The sequence below is a fragment of the Sinomicrobium endophyticum genome, from assembly GCF_052983315.1.
The window spans coordinates 14,998-29,154 of the sequence record NZ_JBRKIS010000069.1 but is presented as its reverse complement, the minus strand read 5'-3'; the positions used below and the strand labels follow the sequence as shown (position 1 = coordinate 29,154).

Genomic DNA, 14,157 nt, shown 5'->3' with positions numbered 1-14,157 from the left:
CTTCACTAAAAAACTTTCCGGTAGGGCCGTTTTTGTCTATAAGGGCGTTATCCAGGTTAAAAAGCAAATGGTTTTCTTAGATGAAGATCTTGGTGATCTCCTCACCCCTATTATTATAGTAACAGACACGAATAATACCATCTATAACAAAACCTACCTGTTTCAGAACTTTGCCTGCTTCGACAAAATATTCTTCTTTACGAAGTAAGGACTCCTCTGCCTTTTTGGAAATCAGGTCTATCCGTTGTTGATTTAAATTTCCGAACCGTAATACGAAATCTATAAATTCTTTCATCGTGGCAAGTTAATTAAAGCTCATTGGACAGGATTTGTCATTTGGCAAAAGAACAAGTTTTTTATACTGCTTTTATAAATCCTCCCTCATGTTCGTTTGCAACGGGAGTCATCATACCAAAACATTTATAACGTCTTCCCGGGGCAACCGCATTAAAAATTAAATTCCTGATAATCAATACTATTTAATATCGTTTTTTTGCTCTGTGTAACTCTCTGTGCTTCTCCGTGAAACCCTGCCTTTGCCGGCAGGCAGGGTTGTGTAATAGCTATAACGCAGAGATGCACAGAGATTTCACGGAGATGTTGAACTGCTTATTATTCTTTAGTGTGTTTGCCGTGAACGTCTTCCCCTTAAAACCAATTAATCCGTTTGAATTCCTTATTTTAGATAAAGTATATGCGTTATTGCATTTACAGATAAATTAACAAACATCAAAAAATGTCAGGAGGCGGAAGTATTCAGGGAATGATCAACAGCCTGAAGAACAACAAAAAGTTACTCAGGTCAAAAAGCTTATTCTCCAAAGAAAAGACTTTTCTCAACATAAAAAAGGAATATCTGAAAGCTGCCGGCGGAAACTTGGATTTCAAAAAAGCTTCGAAAGAAGATATTACCAGAATTAGAAAAAGTGTCCTTAAGGAAAGGAAAAAAGATAATATTATACTAGGGCCTGTTAACACTACCAGAAAAGATGGATTTTTGAGTATATTTTTTGTCTATCGAGGCATGTTTGACGAGTTTGGTAGCGCCAAATAAGGAAAAAATAACGAAGAGAGGCAGAAAATAGGCCAAAAAGCCGCTTTGAGTGTGTAGTGTTAACAGGCCCTAATTACGATTGCCACCATATCGATTACCATAGCCTCTTATTTTACTTTTAAACTCGTTAAACAAAACTATATACCACAGGAAAAACAAAAGGTATTACTGCTTAAGGAAAAAAACGAAGAATTCCTGGCCCTTATACAAAACGGGGATGAATGGTTTGAGAAAGCTAAATGGAATAATGCCGTCTTCTATTACAAAAAAGCAAAAGAACTTTTTCCGGAAAATTATGATGTAAACTACAGAATTGTTAATTTGTACAGTTTGCAATGTGAACGTGAATTCAAAAATTGTACAAAGGCAAAAGAGATTTTAGATAACTTATTCCTAAGGTTTCCCGATAAAGAGAAGGAATTTACTAATATAAAAGACAGACTGGAATACGAATATTAACCCCTTCCCCCTCCTACAAAGCCTTTATAACGCTCCTTCCTTTTCAAAAAACATAAAAAATCACAGCATCCGCCCTCCGGAGCAGGCAGGCAAATAGCAAAGCATTTCAAATCTCGTCAAGTTCGTAAAAAAAGTATAGTGCAATCGTATGCATTACTATATTCCTCTATACCTTTGCAGCAGAAAACTATACTGGTAAATACTTTCTGCTATATGTCTTTTGATACCGCTTTATCTGCCGGCCGGCGTAATTCCAAATTACAAATTACCGGCTTCGTATCTTTTACTTTTTTCGGATATCTGTGTATTGGATTGCCATTGGCGGTACTCCCTATTTTTATTCATAAGACTTTAGGTTTTAGCGAAATCGTTGCCGGGGTGGTTATCAGCCTGCAATATGTGGCCACTTTAATAGTTCGCGCCATATCCGGAAAGGTCGTGGATACCAAAGGTCCCAAGATAGCCGTTGTAATCAGCATGATCGGTTTCCTGCTCAGTGCTGTATTAATGTATGTTGCATTTGAAAGCCGGGAAAGCGGGATGCTTACCTTAATACTATTGGCAGTTGCCAGGCTTATAACCGGTTGCGCCGAAGGTATGATAGGAGCCAGCCCCGTCAACTGGGCCATGTTGGTGGCCGGGGACAAACATACCGCGACAGCCATATCTTATAACGGCATTGCCAGCTATGGCGCTTTAGCCCTGGGAGCCCCCCTCGGCGTATTGATCGACAAACACTGGGGCCTTTCCTACATTGCCATCTGCCTGTTTATTGTCCCCGCACTGGGATTGGTATACGCTCTCTCCAAAAAAGCGGTCGTAGGACGGTTTAAAGCAAAACCGATTTCGTTTTTTAAAGTTTTCCGGCTGGTAGCCCCGTTCGGAATTTGCCTGGGACTGGCCGGACTCGGCTTTGGCGGGTTGTCCAACTTCATCACCCTGTATTACGATTATTTCAACTGGCCCAATGCCGTGCTATGCCTTAGTGTATTCAGTGTTTTGTTTGTTCTGGGCAGGCTCTTCTTTGCCAACCAGATCAACTCCAAAGGAGGGTTAAAAGTGGCGTTTGTTTGCCTGGTAACAGAAATGATAGGCCTCACTATCCTGTTTCTCGCAACCCACCCAAACGTTGCGCTGGCAGGCGCTGCCATAACGGGACTGGGGTTCTCCCTGGTTTTCCCGGCTTTGGGAGTAGAAGCCGTAAGACTGGCCCCGGCCTCCAATGCCGGTGCCGCACTGGCCTGCTACGGTTTGTTTATTGATATCTCCCTTGGAGTAACCGGCCCCCTGGAAGGCGCGGTTATTAAGGTATTCGGTATGGAATACCTGTTCCTGTTCTGTGCCCTTACCATCCTGATCAGTGTTGTCGTCGTCTGGAAATTAATACAGAAGAAAAAGAAATACAGAATATGATGCTTTATACACTGACAATTTCAATATTATCATTGACGGGTTTTAACCTTCAACCCGATAATAAACACTATCCCTAACGAGAAGTGAATTTCTGCAACTCCTCGTCCCGGTAATTACGGGATTACCCCGGCTTTTCCCCGTCTATTTGAACAGAAAAACAAGTTACAAACAGGTAAAAGAGAAATCTTTTTTCATTTTTCTCACCTTTAAAGAGGGACTTTTGGTAAGCTCACGTGTATTTATACTATAGAGGGGTCATGCAGTAAATTGCCAAACTAGCTAATTAAAACCTGTATTACATAATTTGATCAGGTAATTTTTCTCCATGAGCCGGATGTGGAACAAATAAAGTTCCACCTTTTCCTCCCTTCTATCCATATTTGAGAGTATGCCCGGAATATTTCTAACAAAGTTTGTTGGTTTCACATCACCCCGTGGCATACTCCTTTTATGGAACTACGCGAAATGGAAGACGAGTTTTTAAAAAGAAAGGTTTAGCTCAAAATTGTAATTAATCATGAAAATAAACTGTGTTATTGTCGATGATTCCAGCATACAACGAATGGCCGTGGCCCGGCTTATCCGGAACACCGCTTCCCTCCGGCTCATTGCAGAATACGGTAACGCTATAGAAGCCAAAAGCGGGTTAAAACGAAAAAAAACAGATCTTATTTTTCTCGACATAGAGATGCCCGTCATCACCGGATTTGATCTCCTGGAATCTTTGCGGACCCCGCCCCAGGTTATCCTTATCTCCGGAAAGGCAGAATATGCCCTGAGAGCTTTTGACTATAACGTAACGGACTATCTGCACAAACCTATTTCTTCGGAACGCTTTGAAATAGCAGTAAAAAGAGTACTGGAAATACACAAACTCAAGGCCGGGGTCCGGGAAGATGACGATTATATAGTCGCAAGGTGCAATCAGGAAAAACACAAGGTTTTTCTCCACAAGATCCGATGGATCGAAGCCCTGGGAGATTATATGAAGCTGGTCACGGACGACAAAAATATCATTATACTTTCCTCCATGAAGGCCCTCGTACAGGAATTACCGGCAGATCGCTTTATGCGGATTCATAAATCTTTTATCATTAATCTCGATAAGGTAGACCGGTATAGTTGCCGTACTGTAGAAGTCCATGGCACGCCCCTGCCCCTCGGCAGAAGCAGTAAAGACAAACTCGCAGATATGTTGAATAACATATCCGTACCGGGATAACCAAAGATGTACAACGTATACCAACTATAAATTACCCCGTATAATGTCTGTAGAACAAAAAAATACCGACACATATGATCAAATCTTTTTCATGCTAAGAGAAATCCTCGATAATAAGGATTACAAAGCGTTTAACACATTTATTGATCAGTATATAAAAACGCATGACATCCGGATACTCCATACCATGTTATTGGGTATGCATCGGGACAAAAAAAATCCTTATGTCAATCCCAAATACAAAGCTGTTCATGATGAATTGAAAAGACGGACAAATGTTCCCTAAGGAATAACACCGGTTTTATTCCTTATGCAGAAATGTATGGATTCCCGTAAATCCGTGTTTTTTTAATCTATATAAAGTTTGGTACCTTTCCCCAATTCCGTTCCATTAACAATAAACCTGATTTGTTTTTGTGATTTTGGCACCTGGACAATAAGAAAGGGAGCTAATGCTTTATCGTCATTTTCATGATTAGAATTCACAAGGTTATATTCCACAACCAAACTTTCCTTATTTTCTTTAATTCCAATCAATTCAATAGCATCAAGTCCGTTTTTGTCTTCATCGGAATGGAAAACCTCGATCAGCATTTTCTTTTTATAAAGTCCTTTATCGTTAAGTTTATATTTTTCCCGAAAATCTGCCGGCAGATAGTCTTTGTTAAAAAATTTATTGAAGCAAACAATTTGCAAGTTCGGAACAGGTGAGTCCGTACCTTCCGCGATAATGGTATACTCCACTTCTTTCAAGAGACTATCCTGAGCATAAATTTCATTAACGGTAAGGAACGATAACATGCAACACCATAGGATGACTTTCATTTTAATAGTTTTGATTTTTTTGTTTTAATTGGAGTTAATTACCAGGATGTGATCCAAAAGATCTTTGGTTGCCATTTTTGGTTCTCTGATATTACAGGTACTTTTTTCACTACACTTAAACAAGCCTGAATAAATCCATTATTCCCTTAAGAAAACAACGCAAAAACAAATGCGATAATTGCCGGTAAAGCCTGGATGATAAATATTTTCCGGGAAGCTGTTATGGCTCCGTATATTCCTGCGACGATTACACAACCGAGAAAAAATAAACGAATGTTTACAGTCCACTCCGGGTCTGAGATTAAAAACGACCAGATCAATCCGGCCGAGAGAAAACCGTTGTATAGCCCCTGGTTGGCCGCCAGAGCTTTTGTGGGTTTAAACAATTCTGCGGGAATCGTTTTAAATGTTTTCTTCCCCGCTGTTTCCCAGGCAAACATTTCCATCCACAAAATATACAGATGTTCCAGTGCGACCAAAGCGGTCAATACTTGTGCTATTATGGCTACCATTTTTCTTTTGTATTACCCGGAATAATTATTCCGTATGACTAAAGTAAGTAAAATTATAAGGAATTCCGTAAAAAATCCCAGACGGAGGTGGCTGAGTGTCAGCCACAGGCTGTTGTATCGAGCCCTCGGGAGTTGGACGGTAGCCGCTCTTATTTTTCAGTTTTTATCTTTCAAATTAATCTCAAACAAACATACAGGCACCCGGCTATAATGTCCTGGCAGTCCTGCCGTATCCTCAAGTTCAAACATCCCTAAAAAATCAAAACCCGAGTTTTTATAATGTTCTATCAACCGCACATTGTTTCCGGTGGTATCCAGTCTTACATACTGTTTTCCGATAGCTATTGCGTATTCCTTAGCCCAGTCTACAATTTTTGCGACAAAGTTATGCCCCCTGAAGTCCGGGTTAGTCGCAATTCTATGAATATAAACGGCGCTATCCTCATTTCTCTTTTGCCAGATCTGTCCATCACTAAAGGTAATTGCCCAAATGCAGGCAACTTCACCATTGATTGTCATTTTCCACTGCCGTTTTTCACTAATTTCATTTTCAATAAGCGCCCGTTCAAAATCTGGCCATACGGTGACCTCTTTTTTGGCTTTTTGATAGTCCGAAGCAATTTTATACAGTCGGAATATTTCGTCTATATCGTCAATTGTGCTGTTGTCGATGGTCATTTTTCTCTTATTTCCAATAGTTATGCAAGATATGGACATCACAGGAATTAATTAATAATTTCTCCTTTGTTATTTGCCAGGTTTTCGCGCCATTTTCGGAGTTCTTCTGGGGTTTGCCTTGCCCAGTCTGTTACTTCGCCAACGATTTTTAATGGTGCCTGGCTGCGATAGGAACGTGTTGGATTACCCGGGAATTTTTTATCCGTAACGTTTGGGTCATTTTCAAAGCTTCCTGTAGGTTCAACAATATAAACACGTTCGCGGCCATCTCCTTTGGCCAGTGCCGCAGCAAGCCCCGCCCCGTCAGCCAGGGCTGTAAAGTAAATGTGATTCATTATAACTTCGGATTTGTAATTTGACCTGAACCTCGGTGTCAGCAAATCACCAATCTGTAAGTCCGCTTTCGTCCCGTGATAAAAAGGGCCGTTGTCAGATATTTCTTCCGTGAACGAAGTTGCCAATTCACGATTCTTTTTTGCATTGTCATGATCGCTTAAAGCCTCATAGCATTTGGCAATGTTTAAATATAGAGAAGGAAAAACCCCGTTAACACTGTCGTTATTTATTTTTAATGCAAACTGCAAAGCTGTTTCGAGCCATTTTAATTTGTCGGGAGCATTTTTTTGGTGTCGGGCCACATAATAAGCGGCAGTAAATTTTTCAAAGTCGTTTGTCGCTTCGTTCCAGGCTTGAAGAAATAATCTGCTTGCTTCCTCAGGTTTGTCCTTTTCTTCCATGCCCATACCTTGAACACAGAGTTTAACGACATTGTTGTTGGGGTTAAATTCCATTGTCCTGATTATTTTGGTCTGTTAATTATTGTCATATCCATTTAGTTACCTGTCCTTTGACGATTGAAATATCTCGCAATAACCGCTAAGACACAAATATACACAATCCCCTTTCCCATGTTTTTTAAGACTGAACTTTAAAAACATCCTATAAAAGCCAAAACGAAGGTGGCCGAGTGCCCGAGCGCAGCAACGGGTGTATCGAAGCCACCGGTTTTTATAGGCATTACAAGCGCCAGCGGAGAGGAAAGTTAAGTCAAGTAATTTTTGCGCAATGACTACCGATATTGCCTATATTTATTTAATCAACTACCTCGGGGCAATCCCGATAATTATCGGGACGCGAGGTAGTTAAATGAACAAACCTTAGCCCATTTCGATGCAGAGCATCAGGGAATTAGACCCATTTAATGGGATAAAAAGTTATTCCATGCCAATGCTTTTAAACAAAGCTGTTAATTTGCCTTCTGAAGGTCTTGGCGTACTGTAATCTACAATATTACCTTCCGGATCAATTAAGATATATCTCGGTATACCACTTACTCTATATTCATCAAAGAAAGTATTATCTTTTTTTGATGCAAATAGTTGTATTCCGGTTAATGATTCTCTTTTTACTGTTTCTCGCCATTTATCTTCATCATCTTTCCAGGCAATACTTAAAAAAACAATGTTTTTGTCTTTATAATCTTTTTCTAACTTTTTCAGGGCAGGTATTTCGAAAAAACAGTTACCACACCATGACGCCCAAATGTCAATAAATACAAACATGCCTTTAAAATCATCCAGTGAATTTACCCCTCCGTTATAGTTTTTGTAATTTATAAACTTTGGAGAAGGAGTTCCTTTTTTTAGTAAAGTAAACCGGTTATAAGAATCAAGCATTTCCGCCTTTATAATGGAATCATTTCCTGTGTAGTATTTTTTAAAGTCGTTATAACAAGCTTCAATATCTTTTGAACCTAAAAGATAAAATGACGCAGCACTAGCAATTAAATCATTCTTTATATGTTCATTTGGAATAAGTAAGGCCAACTCCTTTATTGCATGTTGATTTATGGAATATGATGAATCCTGTTTTTTGTACTCTTTTTCTTTATTTCTTATTTGTGTATTAAAATAATCAGATACTAAATATTTGTATGATGCATATTTTTTGTAGTCTTCTTCGTTTAAATAATCAATATTCAATTCTTTTTTAGACGCAACAGATGGGGTGTCAATGTCATTTAAGCCAAGATGAAGAAAAAGATTTCTAAGATATTCATAATTAATACTGCTGCTTTCATGCATTTTTAATACGTCAGGTAATTTAGATGCATTAAGCCTTTCCAATTGTTTTTCTTTAATCTTATTAAGAGAGTTTCTGAGTTCTTTTTCAGACTTACCTTCCCCGTTATAATTAGAAAAACCTTCATTTCGCGTTTTATCAATATAATATTCATTGATAGCAATGTCATCTCCTTTTAAAGTAACGCCTTCGCTTTTAAATTTTTTTGCATCATAATCGATACTGTATTTCTTAGACGGGGTTAAATAGAGTTCAACCATATTGGTTTTGTCCCAAAGTAAATACAATTCGCTTTTTTCAATATGAAGAGAGTCAAGAAAAGTCCCATCTTCATCTAAATGAATTATTTTCGTTTTACTTTTATCTGTAGTGTTATAGTGGGACCTAAGTTCTATTGTTTGCTTTCCGTTTTTAATTACCCCACTCAAAATAGCGTAACTTGATTTTTCCTGACGGGCACAATTAGAAAATAATATGATACCTGCTAAGGTACTAAATACATTTTTTTTGATCATTATGTTTTTATAACAGGGTTAAAACGACGTCATGTTTGCATTACAGAATGAAATAGAACCAGCCAGCATACGTTACCATTATAAGCATTAGTATTTTTCTGATGAAAATTCGGTCAATTCCTTTAAACCGTTTTCCGTTTTAAATTTCCAACTTAATAAACCAGAATAGTTTTCTCCAAAATTGGTTTCAGTTTCCAAATTAAATATATCTGTATCGTATTTTAAGTATATTTTGTCATAAATCCTTTTTGCAAATTTTGACCATTTCTCTTTTGTATTAATCTCAGATTTCTGAAACTCATTTCTCATTTTTCTTGCATAAATCTCTAGCAGGTCAAATTTAACCTGATTATATTCCAACAAATATTTATCTTTTTTCAAAGGCTGTATATAAGAACACTCAAATAAAAATATGGGGGATACATTTACCTCGCCTTTTCCATTCAAGAAATTTACATCATTAAATTGAACGTCTATATATCCACAAAAATAAGAAGCCTTGTCGATTTTTGGTGCCCCTTTAAAATGTCCCCAGTTTAACTTATTAGTACTACTCCATACTAGTTCTTCCTCAAATCTCGTAATATCTTCCAGTTTATGAACTTCAAATTTAATTCTATGACAGGTTGACCACATGTCGGGTAATTTGTGTTCAACTATTTTAACTGAATTGCCACCAATACTTCTTGCTTTTTGCTTTGCCAAACTTTTGACTCTTTCATAACTACAATCAAAACTTAATCCACCATCTTTAATTTCAAAAACTCCTATTTTTATATTTTTATCGTTAGGTTCAAAATTTTCATTTTCCTCAATTATGACAACACTTTCTGTGTTTTTTAATGGTTGTAAGCTATTTAATGTTGTCCCTTTAATTTTCATTTTCGAGGCACAATTTGAGAGTAATATTGAGAGGATTAGCAGTAAAAATAAATTCTTTTTTCTCATTCTTTTGTTTGGTCTTAATCTGTAAAGTAGGTCCACTACCAGAATTACTATATAATTGCTAAGTTATTAAATTTCGGATAGCAGCCCTCATCAAATCGGGCATGACATTTTCCCTTACACGGCTTACCGATAGTATCCTCTATTGCGCTTGTATAAGTTGGTTTTCCCATAATATAAACAAAGGTGGCTGAGTGCCAGCCGAAGGCTGGTGTATCGAAGCCACCGGAGTAGGCTATGATTCAGTCAGTACAAATTCACGTTTGGCCTTATCAACCATATGAGTACTTGATTATTATGGTCTGCTCTTATTCATATTCCATGACTTTTTCCCCAATTGATAGTGCAAATTCACCTAGATCTATGAGGTTTGTATTGCTCAAAAGTATAACAGTTATATTTTTGTTTAGAAACTGAGTCCATACGGCGTTGGCTCCCATAATACTTCCAAAACGTTCCATGACCTTTAAATCTCCTTCGCCTCTGACCCAAACCCCATATCCATAATCATCTAACCCCGGTGTTAGCATTAAATCTAACGATACTTTTGTTATTAATTGTCCTGAAAATAACGCATTTGAAAATTTTATCAAATCATCAGTACAGGAATAGAGCGACCCGGAAGCATACCAGTTTTCCATATAAACCGGTAAATCAGGAATTAACTCCTGGGAATTATCCGCAGTAAAATAAGTGCTTGCAAGATTTTCTATGATATTATTGGTATGTAAAACTCCTGTATGTTTCATTTTCAAAGGAAATAGTATTTTTTCGTTCAATACCTCCTCGTAAGGCTTACCATATATTTTTTCAATAATTTTACCCAATACCATATATTCAAAATTATTGTAGTCCCAATGTTTTCCCGGCACATTTACTAATGAATCCTTCTCAAAAAGGCTCAAAAGTTCATCTGATGTGTGTGGCTTTTGGAGATATCCCAGCCCATACTTAAATGCATTTTGTAAACTTGAAATAGTATCTATTTGCCTCATTCCTGAGGTGTGATTAAGCAGTTGATGTATAGTGACTTTTGATCCAGCTTCGCCTTTATAATCGGGAAGATATACGTCTACGGTTTTATTCATATCCAATTTCCCATTATCTTTAAGTTGGAGTATTAGTACTGAAGTAAATGCTTTAGTAATAGAAGCTGTTTTATAAATAGTATTGTTATTTATGGGAACGTTAAATCGTCTATCTGCTATTCCAAAACTGTTATGGAATAGTATTTGGTTCCCATTTTGCACCAAAATTGTTCCATTAAAATTGTTTTTCTTAGCATAATCATCAATAAAAGAGTTTAATTTATCTGGTTGTGCTTCGGAAGCAAAACATACTAAAGAAATAATAGCAAATACAATAATTTTTCTAAACATAGTCTTTTCTTTATATTCATTTATTAGACGCTTGTTATTAGAAGTAGTTACATCTTTGAATGGCAAAATGCACCATAACGTAGCCTTACCCAATACATCCAATCATTTTACGGTTTCCTACATCTTATAGAAAAAGCATTGATAGATTTATTTGATTTTATAAGGGAAAGATTAATTGGATTGTGTGCTAATTCGGGGCTTCGATACACCCCGATCGCAGACCGGGGCACTCAGCCGCCTTTGCCCAGGCTGTGAAAGTTTGTTATAAGCTACATCGAAAAAGCCAAAACAAAGGTGGCTGAGTGCCAGCCGAAGGCTGGTGTACCCAAGCCCCGGGAGTTTTATTTTTTCAATAATTCCATCCGGTATTTTATCATCCGGATAATAAGGTCTTTTGGCAAAGGTTTGTTCAGTGGAAACTGGACCGACCCCTTGCCTTTTTTGTATTCGTCCAATTCGGCATCGAACTTTTCCATGGTTGTGGGATGCGGATAAAGGCCCACGTGTTTTTTATATCCTGCAATCATAATTTGCTGTTCTCTTTTTCCCCCTTCAATCAGGGCATATGCAGGAATATTATAATTGAACAGTTCCGTTGCGCCAGGTTCAGCTTTAAGGATACATTCTTTCAGTTCCAAAAGTGCTCGTTTTGTCTGTTCGGGTTGAGCGTTAAAATATTCGTCAACAGAATTAAATGGGTTTGTTCCACTCATGGTTCGGCGTTTTTTTTCTATACATGCCTTTTTATTCATAGGACGGGGCATGCCAATAACAAATATACAATGAACCCTCTATTCTCAAAATATCACAACCCATCTTATTAAAGTTTGCATCTGCACCCTCAAAAAGCCAAAGTGGAAGTGCGAGAATGCCAGCCGTAGGCTGGTGTATCAATGCTGTCGGGGATTGGACGGTGGATGCTCGTTACCGGTGAGCTCAAACGAATGCCGATCGCAGTCGCTCCTAATCATTCATTAGTCCTATCCAATCTTTTATGACCTTTTGAAGATTCTCCCTGTGCTTTTTGATCTCTTCCATAGAATGAAATTTTGCATATGCCTTGCCCTTTGGTCCGGGTTCGAGAAGCCCTGTCTTATCATTTAACAACTCGCCTTTGTGAAAGATCACAGCTACAAAATCAGTTACCCTGGGGTTAAATGTTGCCATTGGCTCTTTATAATCAAAACTTGGCCCTCCCCATTTTACATCTTCCTCAATCTCAGAACTGGTTTCACGGATTATTTTTATTACCGTTTCCATTTCAGCTTTTAAAGGATGATTGAGCTTGCTGATAAACTCGTCAATTTTAGTTGTTTTACTCATGGCTATTTGTTTTTTGATTTGATGAATAATGAAATGACAGCGCTAAAAATTACACCGGTTACAAGACCTCCAATAATACTTGTAATTATGTAACTTTTAATATTGAATTGTGCTTCGGCTTGTTCTTGCGTAAACATTCCGGATTTAACCGTATGCTCAATAATATTGGTAAAGTAGTCGGGCGTAACAATATAAGAAGTGATGAGTTGGTTTATCGGGCTCAGTAAAACCACAAAAACAGTAAGCATAAGTGCGCTGATAAAACCTTGTTTGTAAGTTATACTTCCAGCATAATATTTTTTCTTCTTGTCTTTTAGAGCAAGTACATAAATGATGATGGAAGGAATGAGAACAAGCACAGTAACAAACTGTTGCTTGTCTAAATGTTTGTCGTGCATACCGGCCAGTTTTTCCATGACCATCCAAAGCAGATACATTGCGGCAAAGATTAATGCCCATTTGATTTCGATTATATACTTTTTCATATTTCTGTGTATTTTAATGCTAATCCTGATTTGGTAATTGAGATTCGTCCATGTAAACAAATTCCCATTGATGGCCGTCAAGATCAGCGAAACTATGCTGATACATCCAGTCATGGTCTTGCGGCTCTGCGTGGATAAGTCCACCTAAAGACCGGGCTTTGCTCACTATTTGTTTTACTTCATCTCTTGAATTCGCGTCAAGTGCAATAAGTACTTCGGCAGCTTGTGTAGTATCGCAAAGCTTTTTGGTCGTAAACGTCTGAAAATAGCTGTCGGTAAGTAGCATAACAAAAATGTTATCGCTTACTTCTATACATGCTGCTATTTCGTCAGTGAACTGTAGGTTAAAACAAAACCCCAGGCCTTTGAAGAAATCCATTGACTTGTCCAAATTCCTCACGGGAAGGTTGATAAAAACCTTTGTTGCCATTATCAACTGTCTTAATTGTTACTAATAGTATAAAAGTAAAATGATGGTTTGTCAAAAACTTTTACATATGTTGAGAAGTGGGGAAAGTTATTTATTAGCAAAAAAAATCCGGCTCAATTGTGTAGGAGTAATACCAAGATAGGCCGCTATGTGATGTTTTTTTAATCGCTTTACAAGTTCCGGGTATTTTTTAAGAAACTCATCATAACGAATTTTTGCAAGGTCATTTCGTAACGATATTTCATACGGTTCTTTATCTATAACCCAATGTCGCTCCATATAGCGAATATAAAATTCCGCAACGTCCCTGTACGTTGAAACCAATTTTTTAAAATCATGAAAATTATATTCGAGAACAGTAGTATCTTCTAATGCTGTAATGGTAAAAGGGCTTTCTGACTTTGTTAACGTTGCAGGAATTACCCCTGCAATTCTGCTCTCCGGGAAGAAGTATTTTATAACCGAATCGCCATTATCAGCAATATAACATTGCGCAAAAAGTCCCTTTATAACAAAAGCCACTTTTTTAGGAACCTGCCCTATTCTAATAAAATCATCTCCTTTGTGATAATTCTTTTCTTTAAGTAATATCTGCCAAGCATGTTCAGCCTCTATGCTAAGGTCAACATATGTCCTGATTTTTTGAAAGAATAGATCTGTATTCATTGCACAGTTTCCGCCTTGCTTAGCTGTTGTCTTGCACTTGTCGATAACACCAAAATATACACAATCCCTTATCTCAATTTGCTATTGATAACTATTAAGGGCAGTAAAATCATGTGGGTATGTCCGGCTATGGCCCTTCGGCTCTGTGTAAAAGCCCCGAGATAGTTGA

At 37.7% G+C, this 14,157-nt stretch carries 17 protein-coding genes; 4 read left to right on the top strand and 13 right to left on the bottom strand.

The annotated features are described in order from the left end of the window. Positions 1–76: 76 nt before the first annotated feature. Positions 77–295 (bottom strand): cyclic nucleotide-binding domain-containing protein, encoded by a 219-nt coding sequence (locus ACVBDU_RS23310; protein WP_447182073.1) that lies wholly within the window; start codon positions 293–295, stop codon positions 77–79. Between the two features lie 441 nt (positions 296–736). Between ACVBDU_RS23310 and ACVBDU_RS23305 the strand changes: the two genes are divergently transcribed. The 4 genes from ACVBDU_RS23305 (at position 737) to ACVBDU_RS23290 (ending at position 4,434) form a co-directional block, all read left to right on the top strand. Next, complete coding sequence (locus ACVBDU_RS23305) at positions 737–1,054, top strand: hypothetical protein (protein ID WP_447182072.1); 318 nt, start codon at positions 737–739, stop codon at positions 1,052–1,054. 672 nt (positions 1,055–1,726) lie between these two features. Continuing rightward, entirely contained in the window at positions 1,727–2,926 is a 1,200-nt protein-coding gene (locus ACVBDU_RS23300) for an MFS transporter (protein ID WP_447182071.1), read from the top strand. Positions 2,927–3,443: 517 nt separating this feature from the next. Continuing rightward, positions 3,444–4,148 (top strand): LytR/AlgR family response regulator transcription factor, encoded by a 705-nt coding sequence (locus ACVBDU_RS23295; RefSeq protein ID WP_447182070.1) that lies wholly within the window; start codon positions 3,444–3,446, stop codon positions 4,146–4,148. Between the two features lie 91 nt (positions 4,149–4,239). Next, entirely contained in the window at positions 4,240–4,434 is a 195-nt protein-coding gene (locus ACVBDU_RS23290; protein ID WP_447182069.1) for a hypothetical protein, read from the top strand. Between the two features lie 62 nt (positions 4,435–4,496). On the opposite strand, the gene ACVBDU_RS23285 is transcribed toward ACVBDU_RS23290, so the two are convergent. From ACVBDU_RS23285 to ACVBDU_RS23230, 12 genes are all read right to left on the bottom strand, one after another. Next, positions 4,497–4,973 carry a hypothetical protein gene (locus tag ACVBDU_RS23285; RefSeq protein WP_447182068.1) on the bottom strand — a complete coding sequence of 159 codons (477 nt, stop codon included), beginning with the start codon at positions 4,971–4,973 and terminating at the stop codon, positions 4,497–4,499. 146 nt (positions 4,974–5,119) lie between these two features. After that, positions 5,120–5,485 (bottom strand): DUF1304 domain-containing protein, encoded by a 366-nt coding sequence (locus tag ACVBDU_RS23280; RefSeq protein WP_447182067.1) that lies wholly within the window; start codon positions 5,483–5,485, stop codon positions 5,120–5,122. A 156-nt stretch (positions 5,486–5,641) separates the two neighbouring features. Further along, complete coding sequence (locus ACVBDU_RS23275; protein WP_447182066.1) at positions 5,642–6,163, bottom strand: GNAT family N-acetyltransferase; 522 nt, start codon at positions 6,161–6,163, stop codon at positions 5,642–5,644. Between the two features lie 47 nt (positions 6,164–6,210). Further along, positions 6,211–6,624: an NAD(+)--rifampin ADP-ribosyltransferase gene (gene arr / locus ACVBDU_RS23270; protein ID WP_447182158.1), complete on the bottom strand. Its 414-nt coding sequence runs from the start codon at positions 6,622–6,624 to the stop codon at positions 6,211–6,213. 753 nt (positions 6,625–7,377) lie between these two features. Beyond that, positions 7,378–8,760 (bottom strand): TlpA family protein disulfide reductase, encoded by a 1,383-nt coding sequence (locus tag ACVBDU_RS23265; RefSeq protein WP_447182065.1) that lies wholly within the window; start codon positions 8,758–8,760, stop codon positions 7,378–7,380. A gap of 87 nt (positions 8,761–8,847) precedes the next feature. Beyond that, the gene (locus ACVBDU_RS23260) at positions 8,848–9,642 is read right to left on the bottom strand and encodes a hypothetical protein (RefSeq protein ID WP_447182064.1); all 795 of its coding nucleotides are present in this window, start codon (positions 9,640–9,642) and stop codon (positions 8,848–8,850) included. A 371-nt stretch (positions 9,643–10,013) separates the two neighbouring features. Continuing rightward, positions 10,014–11,084, bottom strand: a complete 1,071-nt coding sequence (locus tag ACVBDU_RS23255; RefSeq protein ID WP_447182063.1) for a serine hydrolase domain-containing protein — start codon at positions 11,082–11,084, stop codon at positions 10,014–10,016. 341 nt (positions 11,085–11,425) lie between these two features. Next, positions 11,426–11,797: an iron chaperone gene (locus ACVBDU_RS23250; protein ID WP_447182062.1), complete on the bottom strand. Its 372-nt coding sequence runs from the start codon at positions 11,795–11,797 to the stop codon at positions 11,426–11,428. A 250-nt stretch (positions 11,798–12,047) separates the two neighbouring features. Then, positions 12,048–12,407, bottom strand: coding sequence for a DUF1801 domain-containing protein (locus tag ACVBDU_RS23245; RefSeq protein WP_447182061.1), 360 nt, complete (start codon positions 12,405–12,407; stop codon positions 12,048–12,050). Positions 12,408–12,409: 2 nt separating this feature from the next. Beyond that, complete coding sequence (locus tag ACVBDU_RS23240; RefSeq protein ID WP_447182060.1) at positions 12,410–12,892, bottom strand: DUF4199 domain-containing protein; 483 nt, start codon at positions 12,890–12,892, stop codon at positions 12,410–12,412. 19 nt (positions 12,893–12,911) lie between these two features. Further along, entirely contained in the window at positions 12,912–13,322 is a 411-nt protein-coding gene (locus ACVBDU_RS23235; protein ID WP_447182059.1) for a VOC family protein, read from the bottom strand. An 87-nt stretch (positions 13,323–13,409) separates the two neighbouring features. Then, a complete protein-coding gene (locus ACVBDU_RS23230; protein ID WP_447182058.1) occupies positions 13,410–13,988 on the bottom strand; it encodes a Crp/Fnr family transcriptional regulator in 579 nt (192 codons plus the stop codon). Positions 13,989–14,157 lie beyond the last annotated feature (169 nt).